Annotated in this window: 24 protein-coding genes and 1 pseudogene; 16 read left to right on the forward strand and 9 right to left on the reverse strand. The window is 42.6% G+C overall.

Annotated features, from left to right (window positions below; genetic code table 11):
* Positions 1–2 precede the first annotated feature (2 nt).
* Entirely contained in the window at positions 3–1,856 is a 1,854-nt protein-coding gene (locus HW560_RS05865; RefSeq protein WP_179262329.1) for a hypothetical protein, read from the forward strand.
* A 133-nt stretch (positions 1,857–1,989) separates the two neighbouring features.
* Positions 1,990–2,490, forward strand: a complete 501-nt coding sequence (locus HW560_RS05870) for a GNAT family N-acetyltransferase (RefSeq protein WP_179262331.1) — start codon at positions 1,990–1,992, stop codon at positions 2,488–2,490.
* A gap of 97 nt (positions 2,491–2,587) precedes the next feature.
* Here HW560_RS05870 and HW560_RS05875 read toward each other — a convergent pair whose 3' ends face one another.
* Together HW560_RS05875 and HW560_RS05880 are read right to left on the reverse strand one after the other, a co-directional pair.
* Positions 2,588–3,349: an SDR family oxidoreductase gene (locus HW560_RS05875; RefSeq protein WP_110000401.1), complete on the reverse strand. Its 762-nt coding sequence runs from the start codon at positions 3,347–3,349 to the stop codon at positions 2,588–2,590.
* A 16-nt stretch (positions 3,350–3,365) separates the two neighbouring features.
* The gene (locus HW560_RS05880; RefSeq protein WP_090902774.1) at positions 3,366–3,752 is read right to left on the reverse strand and encodes a MerR family transcriptional regulator; all 387 of its coding nucleotides are present in this window, start codon (positions 3,750–3,752) and stop codon (positions 3,366–3,368) included.
* 241 nt (positions 3,753–3,993) lie between these two features.
* Between HW560_RS05880 and HW560_RS05885 the strand changes: the two genes are divergently transcribed.
* Positions 3,994–5,133: a 5-methyltetrahydropteroyltriglutamate--homocysteine S-methyltransferase gene (locus tag HW560_RS05885; RefSeq protein WP_090902776.1), complete on the forward strand. Its 1,140-nt coding sequence runs from the start codon at positions 3,994–3,996 to the stop codon at positions 5,131–5,133.
* A 274-nt stretch (positions 5,134–5,407) separates the two neighbouring features.
* Positions 5,408–6,667: a sensor histidine kinase gene (locus tag HW560_RS05890; protein ID WP_110000404.1), complete on the forward strand. Its 1,260-nt coding sequence runs from the start codon at positions 5,408–5,410 to the stop codon at positions 6,665–6,667.
* A 113-nt stretch (positions 6,668–6,780) separates the two neighbouring features.
* Here the strand turns inward: HW560_RS05890 and HW560_RS05895 are convergent, their stop codons facing one another.
* Both HW560_RS05895 and HW560_RS05900 read right to left on the reverse strand, forming a co-directional pair.
* Positions 6,781–7,638, reverse strand: coding sequence for a hypothetical protein (locus HW560_RS05895; protein ID WP_179262333.1), 858 nt, complete (start codon positions 7,636–7,638; stop codon positions 6,781–6,783).
* Between the two features lie 146 nt (positions 7,639–7,784).
* On the reverse strand, positions 7,785–9,245 hold the full coding sequence (locus HW560_RS05900; protein WP_373564977.1) for a hypothetical protein: 1,461 nt from the start codon (positions 9,243–9,245) through the stop codon (positions 7,785–7,787).
* A 271-nt stretch (positions 9,246–9,516) separates the two neighbouring features.
* Between HW560_RS05900 and HW560_RS05905 the strand changes: the two genes are divergently transcribed.
* Positions 9,517–10,278 (forward strand): leucine-rich repeat domain-containing protein, encoded by a 762-nt coding sequence (locus tag HW560_RS05905; protein WP_090902782.1) that lies wholly within the window; start codon positions 9,517–9,519, stop codon positions 10,276–10,278.
* 98 nt (positions 10,279–10,376) lie between these two features.
* On the opposite strand, the gene HW560_RS05910 is transcribed toward HW560_RS05905, so the two are convergent.
* Complete coding sequence (locus tag HW560_RS05910; protein ID WP_090902784.1) at positions 10,377–11,468, reverse strand: GntR family transcriptional regulator; 1,092 nt, start codon at positions 11,466–11,468, stop codon at positions 10,377–10,379.
* 396 nt (positions 11,469–11,864) lie between these two features.
* Here HW560_RS05910 and HW560_RS05915 point away from each other — a divergent pair, with 396 nt between their 5' ends.
* The 4 genes from HW560_RS05915 to HW560_RS05930 all read left to right on the forward strand — a co-directional run bounded on the left by HW560_RS05915 (position 11,865) and on the right by HW560_RS05930 (position 16,358).
* Positions 11,865–13,481, forward strand: a complete 1,617-nt coding sequence (locus HW560_RS05915) for a xylulokinase (RefSeq protein WP_179262335.1) — start codon at positions 11,865–11,867, stop codon at positions 13,479–13,481.
* Between the two features lies 1 nt (position 13,482).
* Positions 13,483–14,178, forward strand: coding sequence for an L-ribulose-5-phosphate 4-epimerase (locus tag HW560_RS05920; protein WP_036611813.1), 696 nt, complete (start codon positions 13,483–13,485; stop codon positions 14,176–14,178).
* 254 nt (positions 14,179–14,432) lie between these two features.
* Positions 14,433–15,851 carry an L-arabinose isomerase gene (gene araA, locus HW560_RS05925; protein ID WP_090902788.1) on the forward strand — a complete coding sequence of 473 codons (1,419 nt, stop codon included), beginning with the start codon at positions 14,433–14,435 and terminating at the stop codon, positions 15,849–15,851.
* Between the two features lie 318 nt (positions 15,852–16,169).
* Positions 16,170–16,358, forward strand: coding sequence for a hypothetical protein (locus HW560_RS05930; protein ID WP_090902790.1), 189 nt, complete (start codon positions 16,170–16,172; stop codon positions 16,356–16,358).
* Between the two features lie 352 nt (positions 16,359–16,710).
* Here HW560_RS05930 and HW560_RS05935 read toward each other — a convergent pair whose 3' ends face one another.
* On the reverse strand, positions 16,711–17,451 hold the full coding sequence (locus HW560_RS05935) for a hypothetical protein (RefSeq protein ID WP_179262337.1): 741 nt from the start codon (positions 17,449–17,451) through the stop codon (positions 16,711–16,713).
* Between the two features lie 204 nt (positions 17,452–17,655).
* Here HW560_RS05935 and HW560_RS05940 point away from each other — a divergent pair, with 204 nt between their 5' ends.
* From HW560_RS05940 to HW560_RS05950, 3 genes are all read left to right on the forward strand, one after another.
* On the forward strand, positions 17,656–18,426 hold the full coding sequence (locus HW560_RS05940; RefSeq protein WP_179265743.1) for an AAC(3) family N-acetyltransferase: 771 nt from the start codon (positions 17,656–17,658) through the stop codon (positions 18,424–18,426).
* A gap of 331 nt (positions 18,427–18,757) precedes the next feature.
* Entirely contained in the window at positions 18,758–20,437 is a 1,680-nt protein-coding gene (locus HW560_RS05945; RefSeq protein WP_179262339.1) for a histidine kinase N-terminal 7TM domain-containing diguanylate cyclase, read from the forward strand.
* A gap of 54 nt (positions 20,438–20,491) precedes the next feature.
* Positions 20,492–22,033 (forward strand): caspase family protein, encoded by a 1,542-nt coding sequence (locus HW560_RS05950; RefSeq protein WP_179262341.1) that lies wholly within the window; start codon positions 20,492–20,494, stop codon positions 22,031–22,033.
* A 63-nt stretch (positions 22,034–22,096) separates the two neighbouring features.
* Here HW560_RS05950 and HW560_RS33675 read toward each other — a convergent pair whose 3' ends face one another.
* The 3 genes from HW560_RS33675 to HW560_RS05960 are packed head-to-tail and all read right to left on the reverse strand — an operon-like array spanning position 22,097 to position 23,253.
* A complete protein-coding gene (locus HW560_RS33675; RefSeq protein WP_257031756.1) occupies positions 22,097–22,228 on the reverse strand; it encodes a hypothetical protein in 132 nt (43 codons plus the stop codon).
* Positions 22,229–22,243: 15 nt separating this feature from the next.
* Positions 22,244–22,870, reverse strand: coding sequence for a DUF6338 family protein (locus tag HW560_RS05955; protein WP_179262343.1), 627 nt, complete (start codon positions 22,868–22,870; stop codon positions 22,244–22,246).
* 23 nt (positions 22,871–22,893) lie between these two features.
* A complete protein-coding gene (locus tag HW560_RS05960; RefSeq protein ID WP_179262345.1) occupies positions 22,894–23,253 on the reverse strand; it encodes a helix-turn-helix domain-containing protein in 360 nt (119 codons plus the stop codon).
* A 173-nt stretch (positions 23,254–23,426) separates the two neighbouring features.
* Between HW560_RS05960 and HW560_RS05965 the strand changes: the two genes are divergently transcribed.
* The 4 genes and pseudogenes from HW560_RS05965 to HW560_RS05980 form a co-directional block, all read left to right on the forward strand.
* Positions 23,427–24,230 (forward strand): DNA-binding protein, encoded by an 804-nt coding sequence (locus tag HW560_RS05965; RefSeq protein WP_179262347.1) that lies wholly within the window; start codon positions 23,427–23,429, stop codon positions 24,228–24,230.
* Between the two features lie 183 nt (positions 24,231–24,413).
* On the forward strand, positions 24,414–25,547 hold the full coding sequence (locus HW560_RS05970) for a WXG100 family type VII secretion target (protein ID WP_179262349.1): 1,134 nt from the start codon (positions 24,414–24,416) through the stop codon (positions 25,545–25,547).
* Between the two features lie 12 nt (positions 25,548–25,559).
* Positions 25,560–26,105, forward strand: coding sequence for a hypothetical protein (locus tag HW560_RS05975; protein WP_179262351.1), 546 nt, complete (start codon positions 25,560–25,562; stop codon positions 26,103–26,105).
* Between the two features lie 120 nt (positions 26,106–26,225).
* A pseudogene (locus HW560_RS05980) lies at positions 26,226–26,603 on the forward strand (Imm7 family immunity protein); the annotation flags it as partial.
* Positions 26,604–26,608: the final 5 nt, after the last annotated feature.

The following is a 26,608-nucleotide window of genomic DNA, read 5'->3' on the forward strand; positions in this document are numbered from 1 at the left end:
ATATGCTGTATATGCTTCAATTTGTGATGGGAGTTTTATTGATATTCTCCTTTATTGGTTACATGCAGTTTGTTCGAAAGGCACTATCTATACGTTGGGAGTTCATCCCTGTATTTGTGTTTTCCTCCATAGCATGTATTGTCTTTCTTAGCGGCTTGGTAGGTCAGCTCTACGTTGGCAGCCTTATCCTGCTTCTCGTCGGATTACTATTGTATGGGAGAATGGTGTTTCTCGGAATGCGCCGAGGGGCATCCTTTCGCATTTCTTTTTCCTTATTCCAATTTTCATTCCTGGCAGGCACGTTCATTTTCTTGCTGGTCCTCTTCCAAAATCAATTGACGCACTACGATAATTTTTCCCACTGGGCGATTGTTTTGAAGCAGATGCTCAGCACAGATGCTTTTCCGACACCGGATTCGAATCTAATTGATTTTAAAAATTATCCACTAGGGACCTCGTCGTTTATTTATTACGTCTGTCGCTTCATGGGGCATGACCAGTCCGTGATGCTTCTGGCACAAGGTTTGCTGATCTTTTCCTGTTTTTACGCCATGTTTGGCATCGTTTCCGAGAAGAAACGTTTTCTGCTGTATGCATTTCTCGGACTTGGGTTATCTACACTGTCTTTCTTCAACCTTACGATTCGGATTACCAACCTGCTCGTGGATTTCTTGCTTCCGATCTATGCGCTCGCTATCCTGGCGGTGATATATCAATATCGTCATGACATCAAGCGAGCATGTATAATCATGCTCCCACTTGCAGGTGTGCTGACAGTCATTAAAAGTACAGGCATTATTTTTGCAGCTATCGGCCTGATTTTCCTGGTGTATACATGGCTTAAACACAGACAAAAGTCCAGTTGGAAAGATGCACTCCCCGTAGTGGGCACCATCTGCGGTACATTGATTCCATACTTCGGCTGGAGCTGGCGGATGGCAACGGTGTTTCAGGGTGTCGATAACAAATTCGATGTGGCCACTTCCGGGATTCAATCCGGCAAAACGGCGGAGCAGATGCATGAGATTCTCTGGCTGTTCTTAAAATCGAGTACGGATATTACGACCCGGCCGGTCATCGGTATAGTCATTTTCCAGCTTGTAGCGATTGCGGCTTCGATATTTGCCTATGTGGTGCTCAAGAAGAAGTGGAATTTGTGGAAAGCACTGATTGCGCTGGATGTTGTATTGTTGCTGTATTATGCAGGCATTCTGGCGTTGTATCTCTTCTCCATGCCGCTGGATGAGGCCGTCAGACTGGCAGGATTCGAGCGTTATGCGTCGAGTATCGTGGTGCTGTTCGCAGGTGGCCTGGTGCTGTGCGCTGCAATTGACCTGGAGCGTTCATTCCATTATCGGATTGGTGAGGTGCCTGATTATCAAGCTTTCAAGACGGTCAAGACGAAGGGGCATTATCAAAAAGGAATTATTGGCTGTATGGCGATTGCGGCGACCATTCTTTTATCGGAATACAACGGGATCGTCTCGATTGCCAGAACCTACGATACGACGCTCCCTTACAAAATCCATGCGGTTACCGGTGATCGCTGGTATAAAGATGGTCAGGAGGACAACAACAGATATCTGTTCTACGCCTCGGATAGGGACCAGCAGGTCACGAATTACTACATGCAGTATGTCGGGAAGTATTTCTTGTATGCTCCGCATGTGGACGGTATCGTGTTGTTCTATGAGGATAATATGGATAATCTCCTGAGCGGATACGATTATCTGGTCGTCGTGGAGACGGATCGTAACGCAAAGTGGTTGCTGAAAAAGCACTATGGCATTGACATGAAGGAAGGTATCTACAAGATTACCCGTTCCGGAGAACAGATCATTCTTACGCTGACTTGAGATCATTAGAGTAGATTCTGATTAGGTCAAAATTCTTGGTATAATGTAAATAGCCTGAAAATGAAGGGACTGAACTATGCGCAGATATCAATATCTTAAACCTAACTATTAAATCCTAATGGAGGTAAAAGAATTGATTACAGAGTTACACACAGAACGTTTACAATTGAGAAAAATGAAGGTGTCGGATTCTTCGAGCTTGTTCACCGTTTGGTCTGATCCTGATGTTACTAAATTTATGAATGTTAGTTGTTTTACTGACGTAGAGCAAGCGAAAGAAATGATCAAACTTCTGGATAATCTCTCTCAAGATCGTAAGGCTATTCGTTTCTCCATAATTAAAAAAGAGTCCAACGAAATTATAGGTTCTTGCGGATATAATTCTTTGGATTTTGACAACTTAAAAGCAGAAATTGGATATGATATTGCTAAATCATCGTGGGGAAGAGGATATGCTTCAGAGGCGGTCTCTACTTTGGTAGATCATGCATTCTCATCTTTAAAACTGAACCGAGTCGAAGCCAAGGTTGATCCCGAAAATGTGAATTCGATAAAGCTCTTACAAAAGCTCCGTTTCACATTAGAAGGAACATTTAACGATCTCCATATGTATTCAAGGTTAGTAGATGCATGAGTTTTATATAAAATTTAAAGAGGCCGTTCCGTAGCTGGAATGGCCTCTTTATTAATATACAGCGAAACGGGTGAGTCGCACGTGTCTCGTAGGCGAGTTATTCAATTAGACTTTTCGTTGCGTTATACATAGTTTCTGCGTATTCATCGACTTCATCTCGGGACATGCGCAAACGAGCGATAGAGGTACCATAGCCAATTTCCTTATGACCCTCCTGTAATCCTTCGAAAATTCCATCTGCAAAGGCATCCAATGGTTCTCCATGCGTATGCAATCCTGCTCCACCCAGATCTGTACTTACTGCAGGAGGAGCAACTTCAATGACCTCTACAGACGTATCCGAAAGCTGGTGTCTCAGGCTGATTGTAAAGGAGTGAAGTGCTGCTTTGGTTGCTGAGTATATCGGAGCAATGGCAAACGGTGTAAAGGCTAATCCGGAGGTCACGTTAATCATTGTGGCTTCTTCTTTGGTTGAAAGGTAAGGAGCGAACAGCATGGACAGATGAAAAGGAGCTTCAATATTCGTTGTAATTTCTTTGGCAAAATAACTCCAATCATTCTTCGCATCCGCTGTCAGCATATTAAAACGTTGTTGGATACCAGCATTGTTGACTAACACATTCACTTCCGGATAGTTTGTGGTTACCCAATCAAACAACGCTACCCGCTCGGATTCAATATTCAGATCATTCACATACGTAATAAGGCCCGGGTGTGTTTCTTTTGCGTTTTGAAGTACAGCTTCACGTCGTCCAGTAACAATAACTGTATTTCCAGCTCTTAAGAAGCGTTCTGCAAATGCTAATCCGATCCCGGAGCTTCCGCCAGTAATAAGTACTGTATTTCCCGAAAGTTTCATTATAGTATCTCTCCTCTTAGGTATCTTTTTCTTCGTTTCTTTCCTGTATTTGACGGGTGTAACGTGTAATTTTAAAATCAATGCCCTTTAGGGATTCCTGCATCAACAAAATTTCATCCAGTACTGCTTGCTTGTGATTTTGCATCATTTCAAGCCTGTCCTCGAGCGTACAGTTCCCTTCGATGATCCAGTCCATATATTGCTTAATCTGACTAATGGGCATATGCGTGTTTTTTAAACAAACAAGGGTTTCCAATAAGGCCATCTGAACTTCTGAAAATAATCTCCTGCCAGCATCATCACGTTCAATCAAGGGTAGAAGTCCTTTTTTCTCATAAAAACGTAACGTTGAATCTGGAATATTCAATTGGGCTGATGCTTCGCTAATGGAAAAATACTTCATGTTGGAGACCTCCAAATAGGTGTTAACTCTGTCGACAGGAATAGCATACGACTTAAACTATGGTTTAAGTCAATAAGGTAAATAAATTTATCTTTTGGATGGAAGAGACCTCATGGGTAAAGGAAAGTTGGATTCAGCTATAGCTTATAACTATAACCTGCTATAGCTCTTTCATAGAACAGTAAATCCGATCGGATATGTTATATTTAATCTTATAATTAATTTACGGGGAGATTAAAATATGAGCATTCAAACCAAACCTAAACAGCGGACCGTCACTCCATTTCGATATGATATTGTAGGCAGTTTCTTGCGCCCAAGCGCGTTGAAAGAGGCGAGAGCGAAATACCAAAACGGTGAAATGACTTCTGGGCAACTAGAGGAAGTAGAAAACGCTGAAATTGTGAAGCTCGTGCAAAAACAAAAAGAAGTTGGCCTTCAAGCTGTAACCGACGGGGAATTCCGTCGTTCTTGGTGGCATCTGGACTTCTTCTGGGGACTTGACGGTGTTGACCGGACCATCATTGATCAAGGTTACGAGTTTAACGGTGCCAAATCCAGACCCGAAACAGCACGTCTGACCGGCAAAGTAAGCTTCAGCAGCCATCCGTTCGTTTCGCATTATGCATTCTTAAAAGGTGTTGCTGGCGATGACGTCGTTGCGCGTCAATCCATTCCTGCTGCTGCACAGTTCCTGTTTGAATTGGACCGGGCAGAAAATAAGGAAAGTACGGAAGCCATCTACCCGAACCGGGAAGAGCTGCTTTCGGATATTGCCAAAGCGTACAAAGAGGCGATTCTGGCTTTGTATGACGCGGGCTGCCGCAGCGTTCAAATTGACGATTGCACGTGGGGTGCACTTTGCGACCAGCAGTTCATGGCATTCATGGAGCAGATTGGCGTTAATGTGGCCGATTATGCAAACGAACTTGCGAAATTGAACGAGCAAGTTGTATCCGGTTTGCCGGAGGACCTCGTAGTAACGACACATGTATGCCGTGGGAATTACGTATCAACATATGCAGGTGTTGGTGGAGGTTATGAGCCGATCGCACAAACGCTCCTGAACATTGACAACTACTCCGGCTACTATCTGGAGTTTGATACCGAACGGGCAGGCGATTTCAAGCCACTTCGTTTCCTGAAAGACAACCAACAGGTCGTGCTTGGTTTGTTCTCTTCCAAATTTGGTGAGCTTGAAAGCAAGGAAGATATTCTGAAGCGTATCGAAGAAGCGAAGCAATATGTTGATCTGGATCGGATTTGCCTGAGCCCGCAATGCGGATTCGCTTCCACGGAAGAAGGCAACCATCTGACAGAAGAGCAGCAATGGCAGAAGCTTGCTTTTATCAAAGAAATTGCTGAAGAGATCTGGAAATAATTCATAAGCTAAAGGCATTTTTTTTAGCCAATATTAGCCGTACGGACAGTGATCCGTACGGCTACTTGGCATTCTAGGCCTTGCCTTAGTTTGACCAATGTTGGCCTTTATGGTGTTGGGAATCATTTATTTCAAATTTTCATATTGTATAGCTAGTTAAATGAGATACAATGCTATTATAGATAAGGGCATCCAGTGGGATGCCTTTACATATAGGAATGAAAAGAACTACATACATACCGAGGTGTCGACATTAATTTAAAGTGGTGAGCGGATGAAAGAATTGTACAGTCAGGTGAACCGAAAAACATATTATATTTCCATGTTAACGCTCATTGCTCTTATGTTATCTGGATTAATCCTATCGACTACAGAATTAAGCGGGATTACCGTGGGATATGTTATCCATTTTTTGTGTGTGGCTATTCTAGCGGTTTGTTTGTTGATCTACCCCAAGCATGAAACATATATTTTCAGAAAGATCATCATCCTGTTTGCCTTTGCTTATTTCTATACCCTGTTCTTCTTATATCCAGAGACCTGGACTACGTACATTCTCATTTGCCTGATTCCCTCACTGGCCATTCTGTTCTTTGATTTAAAATTGTTTTATTTTTCTATCATTCTGAATGGATTCTTAATTTTGCTCACGTTTGGCTACATCATCCTAATTGATCAAGGTAATATATATTCGTATTTACATCATGACATCCTAGGTAACCTCATTAATATTATAGCGAGTCAGATACTATTATTTCTTATTTTCCATTTATCCTTTAGTCGTATGAAAAAGCAGCAGCTTTATCATGAGCAATTACAACAATCGGAGCGCTTAAAGATGATAGCCCATTTGACGGCGGCTGTGGCGCATGAGATTAGAAATCCAGTCACCGTTGTTCGAGGTTTTTTGCAGTTATACAGAGAAGATCCTGCATTTGATGATCCAGTCAAAAACAAGTTCAAACTAATGATTGATGAATTAAATACTGTTGAACAAATTACCTCTCAGTTTCTAACCCTTTCCAAGCCTAATCGAGATCAGAAGCCAGAAAAGGTGGATGTGAACGATGCTCTTCAGAGCGTAACAGGGCTGGTCCGTTCCTATGCGATGTTATCTGATAATCAGATGCATATCGAGGCAGAGGAGGGTTGCTTCATTTTTATTAATCCAATTGAGTTTAAGCAGCTGCTGATGAATTTAATTAAAAACGCTTTGGAAGCCTCGAATATGGGTACTCCCGTCACGGTAATAGCCAAGAGAAATCAACATTATATCGAGATCAAAATTATTGATGAAGGAAGCGGAATGTCAGAGGATGAGGTGAAGTCGCTTGGGACGCCGTTTTATTCATTAAAAAGTAATGGCACCGGATTAGGATTAATGATCTGCTTTAACATTGTAGAAAAATATGACGGGGAAATTCACTATGACAGTAAGAAAGGTGTAGGAACAACCGTTACGATTCGCTTTTTGGCGACGGATGGGGCTTGTTTTGTTGAATGTGGTCAAGTGGCTGACATTAAATTCAAATAGGGAAAAGTGGTATAGCGCATCACATCACTGAGAATCAATTGTAGGCACATACGGCATGCTTATCTTGATTCTCAGTGGCATGCTTATTCACTCATGTTGGTGAGTCTTCTCTATTATCCATTGGATTTCGGCATTGCCAAGGTTCGCATAAATGCTTCTATGTTGTCTGTCAGAAAACCGCTATTTTCTAAGCCAGCATGATCGATCATGTTCTTGATATCTTGGACAAACTCAGACAAGCTGGAAGTAGAGGCTTTTTCGAATCGGTTCTCCACAGCGTTATTCCCGGTCGATTTGGCTACGTCCTCTTTGTATTCCTTCAACCAGTCCTGATTAGTCGATACATTTTTGGCGAAACTCTGCAGGATGCTGTTCCAGTCTTTTCCGTTCACAATTGCATCCTGGAGCTTGTCCAGCGTTTTCGGTTCAAATTTCTTCATCATATAATTTAGATCGATATAATCATCTGGAGCCCCAACAGGTCTCTGAGGAGGAGTCTCGTAATGGATTTCTTTCGTCTCAGGATCTACCGTTCTGGTTGTGGAGATGGCGGCGATTTGACGAATCGTATTCATGAATTCCGTCGCTTGATCCCCTTTCATATAGTTGTCCGCGATATACTTTGCTTGAGTGAGACCCAATTCCAGCAATGCTGATCTATCCTCTTCCCCGGTTACGTTAGTAATGAAATTGGATTGAATGATGCCATAGACAGCTTCCTTCACCTCCGAGGGTTGATCTGTAAGTAGGCGATTCAATGAATCATTGATTTGAACGGTTCCAAAATATGTAGCGGCATGATTAACAATATCGGATGCTGCTAATTGCCTGGAAGCTGGACTGATCTCCACTGTGTCGTTGTTATGTGACAGTTCGGGTATCGTGCCTGTGACCAAAGATGGCTTATCCGCGCGTTGTTTCGATTGAATGTAGGTATTGAGGTCAAACTGAGTCGTACTTTGAACCTTCATAATTACACACCCCTATTCGTTTGATATATTCCAAATATTCTCTTCTCATCATAGTATCGGAATAATATTCCATATTTTTAATATGATTGGACAAAAAAAGCAACAGGCATGTTGACGAATCGCCCATTGCTTCTTCTCGTTCTGTTTTAACCTCCGTAAATACTGTAGGCAAAGTGATACACAATATCCGTATCATTTGCACTCGGACGACTCGTTACCCTCGCCAGCACACCACAAATATCATAGTAGTGCGTGAAGCTTATGGCTCCCGGCAAGTATTGACTTATGCTCCCGGTTGAAGGAGGAAGGGACAACATAGCAGTGAATTGACCGCTGCTGTTTGTCATCACCTTGGCGCTCCGAAATCTGTTGTTGCTGCCTTCGGACCAATAATCATTCTCCCAAATGACTTCTACTTCCGCATTGGCCACCGCATAGTTATCTGAAGTTGCCGCAACGCCAGTCACCGTAAAACTGGTTCCCGTTATCCGGTAGTAGCGACCATAGGCATATGTGGGGTAGTCATTCGGACCACCATTGGAATTATAACCTGTAATCACGACTTTATCGGCTCGTAACACGGGCTGGAGGTGTAATAAATAGTTGTTATCCGAATAATTACTTGTGGTATACACCCGCAAATAATATGTGCCCGTGCCTAGAGACACATTGCCGTTGGCGGAGGGCATTAATGCCATTCGATTGTTGCTTAATGCACCATACAATTCAGCTTTATAGCCATTACCTACAGAGGCTTGATCCAGATCGATACGCATGGCGTCATAATTTCTGCTTTCGGGAACCGTGATCTTATACCAATCCTGATCGACCTCCGAATTAATGGAGCGGCTTGAAAGAGTAGAGCCACCAGTTGCCACCGTGAAAGGATAAGCATGAAGCGCATTCTCATCCGTCTCGTACGAATCATAGGTTGAGCTAGTTGAGACGGTTAGCGTGAATGGTTCATTGATGCTGCCTCCAACTGCGCCGTAGGCTTCAATGAGGTAGGCTTTGGAACTGGCCGTGCTATTTTTCGTGCCGACATTTTCAGACAAGGTTCTTGATCCATTTCCGTAGTTATTCAGATACGTGCCATATATTGAATAGTCAATTGGAGTTGGGTTCAATTCCCCAGTGGACATGTCAAATTCGTAGAGATATAGATCGTAATCTAGCTGCGCCGAAGCAGGATTATCCATTTGTACTTGCAGTATGCTCCCCGGTTGTACATAGATAGGGTATAAAAAGCTGGACGTACCTTCTTGTTGGATGTAGCCCGTGTATGTATTAGTCTCTGCTGTGGCTGTAGCGATAACCGATTGCGGAGCCGAAATGAGTCCCTTTTGTAATTCTGAAGACGCGGTAGCCGATTCCAAATTTACAGATGCCTTTACCCGATGCTTTTTCAGTTTGGACGAATCCAACTCAGAAGCATCCTTGGTAAGTTCGGGTATCATTTCCCCACTTGGCTGCAGTATCTGTTCTGTGACATGGGCATCAGGGTGAACTCCCGATTCGGCCATGCCATCGTCTGCAAACGCTTGAAAGGCGAAGGCAAAACTGAGAAATAAATTCACGACGACAACCATTGAAAGCGTCTTTTTCAAGTATAAAATCTCCTCTCGAATACAATAAAATTTTGCTACAATTGTATAATATACCAGTTATGAAGGTTTGTTAAGAGGTTATTATATGATGTTTCGAAGTTTATTTGAACAAAATAGCTATATTGCATTCCACCTGTGCTACTGATGATAGAATGACAGGATCTTATGGACAAAGGTATAGAAAGGAAGTACCATCGTAAAAGATATACTTTTCTGGGAATTTCATATATACATATGACAAATAATCTAAGATGCTTAAAGGAGACTCGAAATGCCCTCTCAATTCGTAAAAAATATGATTGTATTTTGTTTGGTTCTCTTAGTATTACCGGCAACAACCATGTCGGCTGCACCTGTTATTAAAGATGTGGCTCTGGCAAAGGTTATTCGGACCACATTGAAGATATCATCTAAAAAAGAAGTGAAGACGAGCGATCTGAAGAAATTAAAATCGTTATATGCCGAGGATACCAAAAACAAGATTTCCAATTTGCAAGGGCTTGAACATGCCGTTAACCTGGTGGATCTAATTATGCCTGGGCATAAAATAAAAAATATTGCATCGCTCAGCAAGTTGAAAAAACTAGAGTTCTTAGTTCTTGAAGGGAATCAGATCTCAGATCTATCCCCACTCTCTGGGTTAAGTAATCTAGAAAGTCTATTGATTAGTGATAATCAAATTAAAAATCTAACGCCATTGAAAAATTTACATAAGTTGACCAGTTTGCTTGCCAGCGGCAACCAGGTAGCAGACCTAAGCCCTCTTCAGAAATTGAATCTAGAATGGATCATTATGGCTGGAAATAAAATTCAAGATTTAAGTCCGTTAAAGAACCATCCGACATTGGAGTATCTTTATGTGGAGGATAACCTCATTCAAGATATTGCAGTGCTCGAAACCATACCCCATTTAATAGAGGTATCGTTGGCCGGCAATCCGTTGAATGAACAGGCGGAGCAGGTTATAAAAAAACTGGAGAAGAAAGGTGTTATCGTGAGTTTGGAAGATGACGATGAAGCTGAAACGAAGTAGAATAGGTTTCTCTTCGGTGGGAGTAAGTTAGTCACTTAAATATGGATAGAAGGCCGTTGAACAATTCAACGGCCCTTTTTTCATGCGTAGTCCCAATACTATTCCAACTCAATCTCTTTTACGGTCTCGCCCTCAACCAGCACAGGCTGGTAGTAGGTGTTGGTGGGCAGATCCTTTTTGCCTTGCAGTTTCTTGATGACCCAATCTGCTGCATCACGGCCCATTTGCTCTTGGGGATGAGTTAACGTCGTGAGTTTGATGTTCGCGTTCTTGGCGATGTACGAATTGTCCTGACCGATAATGGATAACTCGTCTGGAATGGAAATGCCCAACTTTCTACATGCATGTACGACCTCCAACCCCACCTCATCGTTGTAACAGACAAGGGATGTCAGCGCATCTCTGTTATCCTCCAGGAACACCTCCAGATTGGTGGAGAGGTCCGGCTTCGATGCCGTATCGAACGAAAGCACCTGCTCGGGATGAAACCGCAGCTTGGCTTCGCCCAAAGCTTTGATATATCCCTTCATCCGGTATTTCCCTTGTAAATCATCCATTTTCGCGATAATGCCGATCTGGCTATGTCCTTTGGCGATCAGTTCACGGGTAGCGAGATAGCTGGACTGTACGTCATCCAGACAGAAGAAAGGCACCTCCAGCTCTTCATAAAAGGCATTGATCATCGTAAACGGCACATCCTGCTCCTTGAACGACAGGTAGTATGCAATATTGGGATTGTAGAGATTACTTTTGGTCGGTTCGACGATCAGACCATCCACACCGTAGGACAGCATCATTTCGAGCGCCTTTTTCTCTTGTGCGACATCGTTATTGGTGCTGGCTAACAGCAACGAATAATTATCTTCATTCAACCGGCCTTCAATGCCGCGGATAATGGAAGGGAAGATGTAATCGGAGATGTACGTCGTGATAACGCCGATTGTTTTTTTCATCGTGTTCCCGCCGGTTCTGGATCGATACAGATTGCTTACATAGGTGCCGGAACCTTTCTCACTTCTCAAAAATCCTTCGTTCGATAGCTCCAAAATAGCCTTCCGCACCGTCTGGCGGCTCACAGTGTAGCTATCCTGCAATGCGGATTCGGTAGGGATTTGTTCGCCTACGCTATAGGTTCCGGATAGGATATTGCTTTTGATATCGTCAATGATGACCTGATACTTTGGCTTCACGCATTCCACTTCTTTCATCGTTACTTATCTATAAAAAAACATCGTTATATCCATAGTTGTACGTACATATTTTATCATGAATCGATCTGAATGGAAATAAAGCAGCCAGTTTTACAAAATAAACCGTACAAATCCCGTCATAAAATAGAGATGTGTACCCTACAACATCACCTTTTGAGCACAGAAATGAGATCGTGTAGACGTTATATTATTACTAATGTAAGTATAACTATTATATATTATTGACAAATGTACGTACAAAAAATATACTAAGGCTGTCAGAAAAGGAAAGCGCATTCTTTTCAATGAACCGAAATATGAATCCAATTCAATCGTTTTTAAGCCAATACTATTTTTACTTTTACCTACTGTGCTCAGAGAGGGGACTACGTGATCATGAGTCATGTGGATATGAAAGAAGCAATTACCAAGGGAGCCACTTCACTAGGCATAGAATTTGGATCGACGCGGATTAAAACGGTGTTGATAGACGAACGTTTTGAGACCATCGCGTCGGGCAGTTATGAATGGGAGAACCTCCTGAAAGACGGATATTGGACGTACAACCAAGAGGATATTATTACAGGTCTTCAGACAGCGTATCGTGAAATGAAGCAAGACGTAGAGCGGAAATACGGGATCACGCTGCAAAAGGTAGGTTCTATCGGATTCTCCGCCATGATGCATGGATATATCGCATTGGATAGCGCGGGAGAACTGCTGGTACCTTTCCGGACGTGGCGTAACGCGACTACTGGGAAGGCTGCGAGAGAACTGACGGATCTTCTACAGTTCAATATCCCGGAACGCTGGAGCATCGCTCATTTGTACCAAGCGATCTTGAACGAAGAGGCGCATGTGCCTCGCATTGATCATCTGACAACTTTGGCCGGGTACATACACTTGCTGCTGACGGGCAATAAAGCCATCGGTATCGGCGATGCTTCGGGCATTTTCCCAATCGACGAGTCTACGCATAATTATCACCCGTCCATGATCAAGCAGTTCGATAAACTGATTGCAAGTAAAGGTTATCCGTGGAAGGTCGAGGACCTTCTTCCCAAGGTATATCTCGCTGGTGAGAAGGCTGGTGAGTTGACGGAAGCGGGAGCCAAGCTGCTCGACCCTTCGAATGATTTGCAGTCAGGCATTCCGCTCTGTCCGCCAGAGGGCGATGCCGGAACGGGTATGGTGGCAACGAATAGCGTGAAGAAACGTACGGGGAACATCTCGGTCGGCACCTCGGTATTTGCCATGATCGTACTGGAGAAGGAACTATCCAAAGTGTATCCGGAGATCGATATGGTCACCACACCGGATGGAAGCCCAGTAGGGATGGTGCATGCCAACAACTGTTCCAGTGATATCAACGCATGGGTGGGACTGTTCCGTGAGTTTTCTCAAGCGATGGGATATGAAGTGGATAGCGGAAAGTTGTTCAGCGTGTTGTTCAATAAGGCTTTGGAGGCAGACCCTGATGGTGGCGGCTTGCTCAGCTACGGTTACTACTCAGGTGAGAATATTACGGGACTTGAGAAAGGCCGTCCATTGTTCGTCCGCTCCCCGGAAAGCAACTTCAATCTGGCGAACTTCATGCGGACACATCTGTTCAGTGCATTCGGTGCACTTAAGCTGGGTATGGACATCCTGACGGAGGAAGAGGATGTAGCCATTGATAGCATTTTGGCTCACGGTGGCCTGTTCAAGACCCCTGTTGTCGGACAACGGATTGTAGCTGCTGCGATGAACGTACCGGTCTCGGTCATGTCTACCGCTGGTGAAGGCGGCGCATGGGGCATGGCACTTCTGGCTTCGTACATGATCAACAAGGATCAAGAGGAGAGCTTGGATGTGTTCCTGGAGCAGAAGGTCTTTAACGATGTTGAGGGAGTCGAAGTGGCGCCGGATGCATCGGATGTGAAAGGGTTTGAAGCATTTATCGAACGCTACCGGAGTGGACTTGCGATTGAGCATGCAGCTGTAAACCATCTGGTAGAGAACGGGAGGGAATAACATGTTAGAACAACTGAAAGAAGAGGTATTCCAGGCAAATCTGGAACTGCCCAAGCACGGACTTGTAAAATTCACTTGGGGTAACGTCAGCGCAATCGATCGGGAAAGTGGTCTGTTCGTGATCAAACCAAGTGGCGTCAGCTACGATACGATGAAAGCAAGCGACATGGTTGTAGTTGATCTGGACGGTAACGTGGTGGAGGGTGAGATGAGACCTTCCTCGGACACTGCAACACATGCCGTACTATATAAGCATTACTCGGAGATTGGTGGCATCGTGCACACACACTCCACGTGGGCGACGATCTGGGCGCAAGCCGGACTGGACGTACCTGTAATGGGAACAACCCATGCGGACACGTTCTATGGAGCGGTGCCTTGTGCACGTTTCCTGAACCAGGACGAGGTGGATCGCGGATATGAAGCGGAGACGGGTCGAGTCATTATTGAAACGTTTGAACAGCGTGGGATTGATGTTATGGCGGTTCCGGCAGTGTTGCTCCATGGGCACGCACCGTTTACGTGGGGGAAAGATGCCAAGTCTGCGGTGGTGAACAGCGTCGTGCTGGAGGAAGTGTGCAAAATGAACCTGTACGCGCGCCAATTGAATAACTTCGCGAAGGAACTGCCGCAAGGCATTTTGGATAAACACTATCTGCGTAAACACGGCAAAGACGCGTATTACGGACAGAAATGATATGAGCAGGAAAACAGCGAATTGAAGATTGTTCTGGTTACTGAGTGATCCATATTAGGATTTAAGATTTACACGATAACGGAGATTGCAGAACCAATCTGGAGAAGCGAAGCGTTCGCCTTTATCACCGGATTTCCTCCTTTGTAAGAGATAAAAGAAATCCGGGGATAACAGCGATCGTAAGATGGTACTGCAGTTGGAGTGATCAAGTGTAAATGGAGTTAAACACACTATATAGGAAAGAAGATGATTATATGTCAGCAGCAAAAGAATTCTGGTTTGTGGTCGGTTCACAGCACTTGTACGGGGAAGAAGCACTGGGCGAAGTAAAAGCTAACGCACAGAAAATCACGGATGCCCTTAATGCAAGCGGCGTTCTGCCGTACCCGCTCGTATTGCAGGATTTGGCGGTAAGCGCAGATAAAATCACGAGCATCATGAAAGAAGTGAACTACCGCGACGAAGTGGCGGGTGTAATCACCTGGATGCATACATTCTCCCCGGCAAAAATGTGGATTCGGGGTACAAAATTGCTGCAAAAACCATTGCTGCACTTGGCAACCCAATTCAATGAAAGCATTCCGTGGGCAACCATCGATATGGACTTCATGAACCTGAACCAAGCGGCTCACGGTGACCGCGAATATGGCTTCATCAATGCACGCCTGAGAAAACAAAACAAAATCGTCGTTGGTTACTGGGAGCGTCCAGAAGTGCAGCAGCAGGTTGCGGATTGGATGGACGTAGCGGTAGCCTACAACGAAAGCTTCAACATCAAGGTTGCGCGTTTTGGCGACAACATGCGCAACGTGGGTGTAACCGAAGGTGATAAAGTAGAGGCACAGATCCAATTCGGATGGACCGTTGATTACTTCGGCATTGGCGACCTCGTGCAGTACGTGAATGCCGTAACGGAGCAAGAAATCGATGATTTGATCGCTCAGTATGCAGACCTGTATGAATTCGATTATGGCACAAACAGCAAGGAAGCTTGGGAAGCCAGCGTACGTGTGCAAGCAAGTTATGAGATTGCGATCAAACGTTTCCTGGACGAAGGTGGGTACAGTGCCTTCACTACCAACTTCGAAGATCTGCATGGCATGAAGCAGCTTCCGGGTCTGGCTGTACAACGCCTGATGGCTCAAGGGTACGGATTTGCCGGTGAGGGTGACTGGAAAACGGCTGCGCTGGATCGCTTGCTGAAAATCATGGCCCATAACGAGAACACGGGCTTCATGGAAGATTACACCTACGAGATGGCTGCTGGACAGGAAGCAATCCTGCAATCCCACATGCTTGAAGTAGATCCAACACTGGCTAGCACGAAACCAAGAATCATCGTGTCCCCACTGGGCATTGGCGATCGCGAAGATCCGGCGCGTCTTGTATTCGATGGCAAAGCAGGCGAAGGTGTTGTGGTATCCATGGCAGACTTCGGTACCCACTATAAACTGCTGATCAACGAAGTATCCGCATTTGAGCCAACCGTTCCAGCACCTAACCTGCCGGTAGCACGTGTTCTGTGGAGCGTGAAGCCTAACTTCCAAGATGGAGTGAAAGCATGGATCGAAAATGGTGGTGGTCACCATACGGTTGTATCCTTGAACCTGACTACGGATCAAATCGTAACCTATGCGAAATTGGTGAACCTGGAGTATGTTGTGATTAAATAGTTTTGTTATTCATGAACTTATACAAATTCTTTCCTTATGGCCGGGGGGTTCCCCGGCCATTTTGTCTTGCTGTGAGACACTGGGTCTGTGATCTGAAATGGGGCACCAAATTTAAAATCCTTCTTATTACAAGTACCCGCCGATCATCGTGAAGATCTAAAACAGGAGCTCTTATGTCAAAATGATTGAGGTAATACAAACTTTTGGCACTAGTGAATTGAAATAAAATTTGAAGAGTGGTTGTAATCCGAGACTCATTTCTCTTTATATCATGAGAGGCCGGTAAATCCACAAAATAGCTTAATGGAGGTAATATTTATGGCAATTGGTGAAGCATTAACTTCAAAATCTCAGCTTTACGGACGTGACAGCGTGGACTTGTTGGCCCGAACTCTTTGGGGAGAAACCAGGGGCGATTCAGATTCTCGTGTAGGCGTTGCTTATGTCATCAGCAACCGTAAAAATAATTCCACTTACAACGAATTTAAAAATCTCAACTCGGATTGAAGCAGTCGTGCTTGCTCCATAAGCTTTTAGTTGCTTTAACGAAGGTAATCCTAACCTGGCTGAATGTCTGAAACCTGATAAAGACAGTGCAGCTTGGAAAAACATTGTTAGCCTCGCATCAAACCTAAGTAGCTACTCAAATCCAATCGGCGGTAAGTGTTTTTACACTGCTAATACTAGATTTTCAGAACTGAGTTACACTTCAGGTAACAAACTCTATTATAAGTTTCCAGGTGGAAGCACGGTGCAAGTCAGCGCTAAAATCGTAGTCGGTGGACACACATTTTTTGATTATGTCGTTTAATTTAATTACCCACCAAAAAAGGCTGACCAATTGTGGTCAGCCTTTTTTTTATTTTTCAATAGGTTTAACTTCAATTTGATCAGCAAGAAATTCATTCTTAGCACTATCGAATATGTATGTGATATTGAAATCACATACATATGTGGGAGACACACCTACAGATCCTCCAAGGTTCAATTTTATTTTTTGATTCTCCAATGAATAAATATTTACACCACCAAAAGCAAGGCTGTCTTGCTTGTAATCCGGCGCTGGATCAAACCCATAATTGAAATCATATTCTCTTCCTTGTGCTTTAACGGAGATCGCTAATGTACCGTCGCCATTTTTAGCAACATGCGTCTCAATCTGATCAGCAACAATCTCCTCATAGCTTTGTACTTTAATTTCGGATAGGTCCTCGGCGCTAACGACATGAATATCATAATTGTTTAAACCTGTTCCTCGTCCAGTCTGGATAATAATTACGGCCTCTTCTTTTCCATCGCCTGTAACATCCGTATAAAATACCTGTGGGGCAGTTCCAGTATCACCAGGGACATTCCAAGAAAAGTCTTTTTTATTACCGTTAATGTCCAGTGTTACCCCGTCGGTTTGTTTATAAAATTTTACTTTTTCATCCTCTGAAGATCCCAGCAATTTTTCATTCGTACCGCGCACTGGCTGTGTTGTTACTTGTTTACTGGGAGACTCACCCGAACCTTGCGGATCGGCTGTGGGCTTATCTGATCCACATCCTGAAAGCAAAACGACACTCAACACCATCAATACACCAAGCTCTTTTTGCAACCCTATAATCTCCTTTCGTCTACCTAGCAGAAATTATATCAGAGCAAATAAACATATTAGTGACACAGAATTAACATTATTTATGATTTAAGTAAAATTTATGTTATATAATAGCAAACATTACATGGTATAACAGGATAACGTTAGTACCGTCGTCTGCGTTCTATTTTGCTATAATAGCCCAAAGGAGGTTATCCAATAATGATGCATACCCAAGAAAGTTTGCTCCACCAACTGCGCCAGCTTGGCATTGACGACCAAGGGACGCTGCTCGTTCACTCTTCCATGAAAAGCATGGGCGAAGTCGAAGGCGGTGCGGATACGGTGTTGGATGCGTTGACTGAGTATATGAAGGACGGGCTGTTGGTGTTGCCAACGCATACGTGGTCCACGATCAATGCGGACAATCCGATGTTCCACGTGGAATCCTCGCCATGCTGCGTCGGTATTCTGCCTGAGCTATTTCGCAAACGACCGGGCGTGGTTCGTTCGTGGCACCCTACGCATTCGGTAGCTGCTCTAGGACGGGATGCCGAAGCATTTACGAAGGATGATCATCTTTTCGATACACCTTGTGCGAGAGGCTCAGCCTGGGGGAAGCTGCTTGATCGGAAGGCTACCATCCTTTTGGTCGGCGTTGATCTGAAACGGAACACGTTTATCCATGGTATTGAAGAATGGGTGGACATCCCGGGTAGATTAACGGACAGCCATGAGATGTTAAAGACGGTTTTACCCGATGGAACCGAAATTTCGGTGCCTTCCCGGAGACATTGCGGATTGTCGTGGTCGGAGCATTTTTGGAAAGTGGATGACGTTCTTGAACGTAAGGGAGCGATGCGTAAGGGGATGTTTGGCGATGCGGTTGTCAGAGTGTGTGATGCCGCCTTGTTGACGGAAGTGATCACGGGCATGCTCCAAGATAATCCCGATTTGTTCTCAGACAATTTGCCTTTGGCTGCTGTACACGAATGAGGAGAGGGCCGTCCGGCGACGGAGGGCTCTACCTACGTACTCTTTGCCTTCTTACGACAGCTAACAAGGTCTTTTTCCCTCCCTTTTTGCATCCAAACGTTCAATTTCATTCACAAAAACGCAAAAATAGAGCAGAATTCAATCAGAGGTTGGTTGGACTTCCATTGTATGGGCTACTCACTCCATTAGCGGTGTGATAAGATATGGTTAATTTAACCAACAGCAATAGTATAGGAATATCTTTATAGGTTTATTGAAGGTTCACATAGCGTTAAGGAATAATTTCAGTTCAATACTATCTTCGTTGTCGCATGCAAAAAGGAGAAGATTCGTGAGCCCATTAGTATGGTATGATCTCTTTCTATTCGTCCTATTGTTTGGTGTATACGTATATGTTTTTGCTACGGTTAGAATTACGAACTTACATAAGGTTTACTTTTTGTTTCATGGGTTGATGATGCTCTGGCCATTCTGTCAATTTGCGAGTACGTTGACGGATGATCCCGGCTTGCAGCTGTTCTATGTTACGTTATCTTTTGTCGCCGTTTCCTTGCTCGGGAGTGGGTGGCTACTGCTTACGATCTTCATTACGGGTGAGGCAGAGCGATTAGGCCAAAAAAGATCCTTCCTCTTGTTCATCCCTGCGGTTATTGGAGCCGTTGGCGTGATCCTGAACCCGTGGAGCTGGTTTGTAACTCCGCTGGAAGGCGGTTATGTCGAGCGGGCATATGGACCTTGGTTCTGGGTTGTCATGGCTATACTCGTGAGTTACTTTGTAACGTCCCTCTTTATTTTATTTCGGGCACTTTATTCTTCGCGAACGTCCTCCATGATTAAAAATCAGGTGAAAGTTACGCTATGGGGCATATTTGTGCTGGCTGTTTTTGCAACAATCGACGCTCTGCTTAATGTGGTTCTACGAGCGTATTTACCGTTCATCATTCCCGGACTGACTTCGCTGGGGATTTTCGTGTCCGACCTTTTCTTCGTCTATGTCATCAAAAGGTACAATGTGTTCGATCTGGTTTCTATCGCCCATGAGGATGTGATCAATACCATTCCTTACGGCATCCTTGTACTGGATGAGAATGAGATGATTATTGAATTGAACAAAGCCTCCCGCTCCTTCATGGATCTGCATGTGGGGGATTCTTTTGATATGGATGCATTTCTGGGTTCTGTTCGTGTAGAAGGCAGCCGTAAGAAGTTCTTGGAGGCGTATAAGCAAAAGGACAATACCTTGTCTCAAATTGAAGTGATCGTAGAGCGGGATGACATCCGTCATTATATCCTTCAAGCGTCTCCCATTGTTGATGCTGCTCGCGCGCCTATTGGACATATCCTTACGTTCCAGGATGTCTCTCAAGAGCGCTTCTATGTCAAAGAAATGAATAGGCAGAACGAGACGCTTCAGGAGCGTAATCATGCCCTGGATCGGATTCGCCTGGAGTTGTCCGAGGCCAATCGCAAGCTGGAAGAACTCGCCCTGACGGACAGTCTGACGAACTGCTACAACCGCCGCTATCTGACCCAACACCTGAATCATGAGGTTATCACCAACATTCAATATAAAACGCCGTTTTCACTTATTCTGCTGGATATTGACTACTTCAAAGCGATCAATGATCGCTACGGACATGTCATCGGGGATGAAGTGCTGCATCGCACGGCTCAGGCTGTCAAAGATTCCATTCGGAGCACCGATATTCTAACGCGATATGGCGGGGAGGAATTCATGATCTACCTTCCACACACGGAGCGCGAGTTAGCCCAACAAATTGCGGAACGTGTGAGATTAGCGGTGGAGACCAACCTCATTGTGGTGGATCATGAGATCGAACAGGTGTCCATTACGATTAGCATAGGAATTCTGTCCATTGAGGATTTTGAAGTTGATCATGTACCGGAGAATCCGGAAGGGTATTTGACTCAACTGTTCGCTGCGGTGGATAAGGCGTTGTATCAGGCGAAGCAGAATGGGCGTAATCGGATTGAGTTTGCAAATATATAGTTTATTTACATTAAACAAAGAATATAACGAAATAACAAAAAGGAGGATGAGCAGGTGACATGTATAAAAGCGTTTTTGGTGGGAGTAGGTGATTATACACCACTAGAGGTAGAGAGTCTCCCTTTTTGCCAAATAGATATGAAAAATTTCTCCACCTCCCTGCAACAGGGTATCCATGTTGAAAAAAGAAATATAGTACATTTAGGAACTTCAACAGATGGCTTAGTAACTGGTGAAGAATTCTGGGATAAATTTCTCTTATTCAATGAGGAACTGAATATTGAAGACACGGCTATTTTTTATTTCTCGGGACATGGAACTTCAACAAATCCACATTATTTGGTAGTAAGTGATGATTACATTGAGACTCAAAGAATAATTGAATATTTAAATAAATCTAAAGCAAAGAATAAAATCTTATTCTTAGACTGCTGTTATTCTGGTAATTTTAATATTGAATTATCTGAACAAGTGGATATAAACGATGCTTTAGATAAATTTAATGGAATGGGATGTGCAGTTCTTACATCTAGTAATGCTTATCAAGTTTCATATGGAGACAGTATTGGAAGTGTTTTTACAAATATTTTATGTAATGCACTAATAGATAAACATCTATATAAAAAGGGGCTATTATCACTTCAAGATCTACAACTATGGGTGAAAAGATCTCTTGAAATTCACTCTCTTAAGAATCCGAATTATCCTCAAGATTCAATTTTTAGATCAAATATAGTAGGTACTGTTTATTTTAAAGTTGAAGATTATGTTCCATACAAAGTAGATGAGTACTACCTTGAGGACGAAGATTTTACGATATGCTCTGTTAATCCTGTCCATAATAATCTGGCTAAGAGATACGATGTTAAAGTCATACTTAAGTCCGTGCTGGAAGTTACAGAGATAGCAGATATAATTTTAAAAATAAGTGAAATCTTAAAATATGCTAACATATATAAAAATGAAATACAGAAGCTACGTTACGCTGGGCAAGCAACCAATATTATATGGGTATACTTTGGTTTTTGCGAAGAGGACATTGTTAAATCTAATTTTTTTGGTATAGGGACATGGGTGGACGAAAACCAAGATAAAGAGTGGTGGTATAAAATAAAAAATGAGAGTGATATTATATTGAAAAATATCCACTTCAGTAGCAATTCTTTTTACTCTGTGTTAAAGGGAATTATGAATGAAGATAGTATAAGTGATGAGGAAGCATGCTCACAGTTAAAAAGTATTAGATTTGAAATGATAAATTTAGCTCAATCTATGGTACATTCTTTCAATGAATTTAGAAATAAAATTATTAATGATGATGAATTTTTTGATATTGTAACAAACCTGAGTCCTAGGATAAATGAACTTTTTATGCTATTAACTGACATGAAATTTACATCTACAAAAATTCAAAATTATCGGGAAGCACACTTGTCATTATTAGGTACGATACACGATCTTTCTTTATTTTATAACCACAAAAATAAGGAAGTATGGAAACCTAGAAATCGGGAATCATTAATGGTCAGTACGATCACAAGGTATCATAATGATTTGTTATGTCTAGAAGATATTGAAAAAGGATTAATTTGTTAAGATCTTTAAATGCATCTAAATAATAAAAAAGCTTATCAGGAGCTGATAAGCTTTTTGACAATGTTACTTATCTGTTTTCTTTAGCGTTGGAGGAGGTCCTTGTGGTTTTGTGTTGATCGGAGGTTTTTTATTAATTCCACCTTTTTCAATAGGCTGCCATTTCAAGGGTTTGGAAGATTCGTTTTTATCTGACATGCTTTTATCCCCATCCTACTGTATTGTTCGAAACTCTATAGTGATATTATCATGATTTCTACTTACATACATAGCATCGACATTATAAAATGAATTCACGTTCTCCATGTCATACACTGTAACATCTCTAATAAACAATTCACTGTTTACATGTACTTGTGAGAACGCCTCAACCCACCCCTCGTATATTAGTTTTTTTTCAAAATCACGTAAAGTTACCCATCTTATGCTGTCGTTATTAAATACGTAGCCCCAGACATCTTCTTCAGCAAATTTTTTTGAAATCTTAAGGCTTCTGGCAATTCCATAAACTAAGCGATGTGTTATAACAAAAGTTACTATAAAACCAAGAAAAATTGCTGTTACTGTAGTCCAAACAATTTCAATCCAGACAATTGGTAGTTTTGAATCAGTAAGGAAATTTAAAAAATATACTTTGTAATTGAATCTAGGAATTAAATTTATGAGCACAATAATAAGATATCTTGTAAAATAGGCGCCCATACCCAAAACAAAAGCATTTAAAAAAAACGCCCAAATGTCCTTTCTTTCATGATCAGTAAGCATGTCGACAATTTTAGCAGCTATAATTCCTGGAAAGAAAACAAGAAGCATACGAACAAAAAGTTCGGATAATTCCAACTGAAATCACCTCTAAGAGTTTGTTAAGTTTGTTGATTAGTTTGATATGCTTGAAAAACCTCTTTGACTATTTTTCTCATAATATTAATTTGTTCATCTGTTAATGAATCTAACAAACCTAAGTATTCATCAACTGCCTCAAGTTGGTGTTTTTTTAGATCATGAATCTCCTCAACGGAGTACATTAACTCATAAAGTTCTAGATTTAAGGCGAGTAGTACTTTTTCTAGAGTATCAATGGAAAAGTTTCTTTCGCCTCTTTCTAATGCTCCGATATATCTATAATCTAACCCGGCAATATCAGCCAGCTTTTGTTGAGTAAGTCCTTTGGCATTTCGCATTGCTCTAATTCGTGTACCTATTAATTGGCGTAACTCTGACATTTAAATCACCTCATACATAAGCTTAGATAAGATGAGTCATAAAAGTCAGGTTAAAATATATAGCAATAATGGTGTTATTTACGCATTTTAAGTAGTATAATAAACGAATATCATTACTTCACAGGAGTAATTAGAAGTTCTGTTCGCCTATACTATCAAAGGAGGGCTTCTCTGTGCGAAAATCTATCCTAAAATCACTCAAACCGGACATCATTGTTGAAATGTTGGATATGGCTGTGGCTTTTGAAAATTGGAATAAGGTGATGGAGAGGGCGGACATGTTGTATCAATGTGTGCAGTGCATTCATGAAGAGCGACAGGAGCACCGTACCAAGGGATTACCTTTACCGTACATCCATACTGAGCATCCGTTGATCTATTATCACGGGTTCAGCCTCCAGATGCGGGGTATGGCTCACCAGAAGATGGGACAGGTAGATCAGGCACGAGCTTGTATCGATCAGTATGCAGAGCTGGGGTGGATGGAAGAGTTGGATGGGGCGGGAATGCAGGTAGTGCAGGAGTTTAGGCATCGTGCACAGGTGAATCGGTATGCTCTTGAGATTGAAGACGGGCAGGTGCAACTGCTGGAGGAGTTTGTGAATTTTCTGGTAGAGCATCCAGACGAATGGTTGGCAGGTCTGAAAGTGATTACGGAAGCAGCAGTGCGGCATAGGTGGCAGATTGATCGGGTTTTACATATGTTTGCGAATCAGGTTCAGGGTGTGGGGAGAGGAATGGATTCTTCAAACAACGTCGATATGTACCATTACTGTTATCAGCGGGCTTTGTATGAACGGTGGATGGAAAGACCGCAGGAGGCCGTGGAGTTCATTTTGCAGGCGATTCGGTTAGCGTATAAGCTTGAGATGGATCGGTATTTTATAAGGTGCACGGCATTGTTGGAATCATTGCGGGAAGAGGCCACAGGGGAGCAGATCGGGCGGTATAGGATGATGTTGGAGGAAATGAAGTAGGGAGGTGTTTACTGAAACTGGTAGGATATGCCTTGAAGTGGGTATATGCATATAGGACCATAGCACCGATGAGGAGCACAGCTTGTGTCTTACCATGGTGAAATCAGGATGTTAGCCGGATAGTTTACATATTACACTTCTGCTAACATTGGATAATCCTATTTCGAATGAGCGGAGAAACGTATGAGTACAATCAAAGTTACCCCTGAACAACTACATCACGTATCGAATCAGGTGGATCAAGCCAGACAACAGTTGGAGAGTATACGAAATGATCTGACGAGACAGATCATGTTCGTTCAGATGATGTGGATGGGCGCGACGCAGGAGCGATTTTACTATGAGTTCGAGCAGTCACGACCTATACTGGATAAAGCGCTGGAGAGTATGGTCAATACATCGAAGGAATTGAAGGATATCGCCACGCGTTTCCAAGATGCAGATGCTCAGAAGGGATGTCTGGGTGGTGCGTTTGGAGCAATCGGTGCCGCAGTTATGATGACCAAATCATCAGGTGATTCAAATTCGGGTGATAAGGGCTATCGGATGGCGCAAGTCAATATGTTTGGTAAGTGGGTATGGATGCCTGTCAACGAGAATGGTGATGCGGATCAGGCTGCCCTTCAGGCTTATGAGAAGGATCGGGGAGATCTAAATTTCAATCGTATGCAAGCTGTGAACGTTGAACCGCCTGGGGAAGATATTTTTGCTTTACAGATCAAGGCGTTTGAGATGGGCATTCATCCTACGACAGGAGAGCCTGTATCAGATAAATATGCTCAGATGATGGTGACCTCTCTGAAGTTTAGTCAGATATTCATGGCCATTCAGATGGTTCGTGGGAGTATGCCGGGCAGTAAAGGGCCTTATCGATTGCCATCTTCTAATCCTGCTGTGGCGAAGATTAAGCAGAATATTGAGGCGAAGAATAGGAGTATAGAAAAAAATGCACTAGAGGCAACTCCAAAAGCCACAGAGCAGAGAGCTCAGTTGAGCCAAAATTTGATTGACCATGTTATTAATAGACATTCTGTTAATAGTACGAAGCAACAACTTCCATATCTCCAAAAGAAAATGTCCGATGAACAAATCAATGAAATGCTAAGTAGAAAGTCTTTCTTTAATAAAGAGTGGTCTGATAATAAAATAACTGATGCGTCTACAGAGGCCGTTAATCAGTTGAAACAACAGGGAATAAAGGATGGTTTGCATACTGTTACTGTATTTGATGAACAGATTAAAGTTTTCATTAGAAATGATAATGTTGATTCCGTTTATGGTACACATATATATAAAATTAGTGATTTAATAGATTAGGGGTGTTCAAATATGTTCACTATTTCATTTAAAGCAATTGATAACTTTGATGAAATTAAACAAATGTCTGCAAAGCAGTTTGATCTAACGAAACAAGATATCGAGGGAATTATTGAATTGGACTTTAACGGAAGTAAGTACGGTATGTTCTTTGACGATTGTCCATTTGGTAATGAAAGACTTATTAGATGGTTTGTGGACTTACTGACTATAGTCCAGAAGATTAGAATACATCAATATGTTGCTTATCGAATTCCTGATAGCGCTAATTTGTGGCTGGAGTTTAAACGGCAGGGAGTGGAACTACAAGTTAGTTTAGTAGAAGATATTGATCGGGAAGTTATTCTGGACTTATTTATTACTGAACCAAATGAGGAATTTAGATACTCAAATTGGAATGGTGTTAATGTAAGTTCGGCTTCCTTTACAGAAGAAATTATGAAAAATGCACATCAGTTTCTGGATTTTGTTACTGAATTGAATCCTGACATACTGAAGAGTAAAAATATTCAAATACTTCAGGAAAAGTTAACCTATGTAAAGCGATTGACCACATAGAGAACCTACTTTGCTGAAAAATTTTGAAGCCGAGCATGCTCCATTCCACGCGACTATAGAAGATAAATAGTTTTGAAGCACTGTCTACATAGTTTACGGATGAAGGAGCTGTGAAAAGTAATGTACGAATATCATGGATGGACAACCATTAGAGAGAGTGCCTCGTTTGAAGAAGATGAGTATCAATATGGTTTAGTTATCCAACATCTGCGGGAATATGTATATGAGCTAAATTGGCCTACAGGTGTTTTGGACTTGAGAGCAGTTAATGGTGACTTTTAACTATGGATAGCGGGCCTGGGTAATCACAAACCTGTGTCAAAGTATGATCCCACCGAAGTGCTGAAAAAGGTAGGTGAAATAGCTCCGAGCTCCTATGGAATTCTTTATGTAAGAGATAGTGATGATACGGAATACTTCAATCAGTTTAAGGTCTACACTTTAATCCGAGGTAAAGTAATAGAGAATGATGATCCGTTTCTCTCCCCATTAATACCTAACAT

Source organism: Paenibacillus sp. E222 (genome assembly GCF_013401555.1).
Lineage (GTDB): Bacteria > Bacillota > Bacilli > Paenibacillales > Paenibacillaceae > Paenibacillus.

Excerpts from the sequence above, each read along its gene's own strand:
- HW560_RS05905 (WP_090902782.1), top strand. The coding sequence starts at position 9,517 with ATGCCCTCTCAATTCGTAAAAAATATGATTGTATTTTGTTTGGTTCTC.
- HW560_RS05960 (WP_179262345.1), bottom strand. The coding sequence starts at position 23,253 with ATGTCAGAGTTACGCCAATTAATAGGTACACGAATTAGAGCAATGCGA.
- HW560_RS05920 (WP_036611813.1), top strand. The coding sequence starts at position 13,483 with ATGTTAGAACAACTGAAAGAAGAGGTATTCCAGGCAAATCTGGAACTG.
- HW560_RS05930 (WP_090902790.1), top strand. The coding sequence starts at position 16,170 with ATGGCAATTGGTGAAGCATTAACTTCAAAATCTCAGCTTTACGGACGT.
- HW560_RS05885 (WP_090902776.1), top strand. The coding sequence starts at position 3,994 with ATGAGCATTCAAACCAAACCTAAACAGCGGACCGTCACTCCATTTCGA.
- HW560_RS05880 (WP_090902774.1), bottom strand. The coding sequence starts at position 3,752 with ATGAAGTATTTTTCCATTAGCGAAGCATCAGCCCAATTGAATATTCCA.
- HW560_RS05875 (WP_110000401.1), bottom strand. The coding sequence starts at position 3,349 with ATGAAACTTTCGGGAAATACAGTACTTATTACTGGCGGAAGCTCCGGG.
- HW560_RS05865 (WP_179262329.1), top strand. The coding sequence starts at position 3 with ATGCTGTATATGCTTCAATTTGTGATGGGAGTTTTATTGATATTCTCC.
- HW560_RS05975 (WP_179262351.1), top strand. The coding sequence starts at position 25,560 with ATGTTCACTATTTCATTTAAAGCAATTGATAACTTTGATGAAATTAAA.
- HW560_RS05890 (WP_110000404.1), top strand. The coding sequence starts at position 5,408 with ATGAAAGAATTGTACAGTCAGGTGAACCGAAAAACATATTATATTTCC.
- HW560_RS05970 (WP_179262349.1), top strand. The coding sequence starts at position 24,414 with ATGAGTACAATCAAAGTTACCCCTGAACAACTACATCACGTATCGAAT.
- HW560_RS33675 (WP_257031756.1), bottom strand. The coding sequence starts at position 22,228 with ATGTCAGATAAAAACGAATCTTCCAAACCCTTGAAATGGCAGCCTATT.
- HW560_RS05915 (WP_179262335.1), top strand. The coding sequence starts at position 11,865 with ATGAGTCATGTGGATATGAAAGAAGCAATTACCAAGGGAGCCACTTCA.
- HW560_RS05895 (WP_179262333.1), bottom strand. The coding sequence starts at position 7,638 with ATGAAGGTTCAAAGTACGACTCAGTTTGACCTCAATACCTACATTCAA.
- araA (WP_090902788.1), top strand. The coding sequence starts at position 14,433 with ATGTCAGCAGCAAAAGAATTCTGGTTTGTGGTCGGTTCACAGCACTTG.
- HW560_RS05940 (WP_179265743.1), top strand. The coding sequence starts at position 17,656 with ATGCATACCCAAGAAAGTTTGCTCCACCAACTGCGCCAGCTTGGCATT.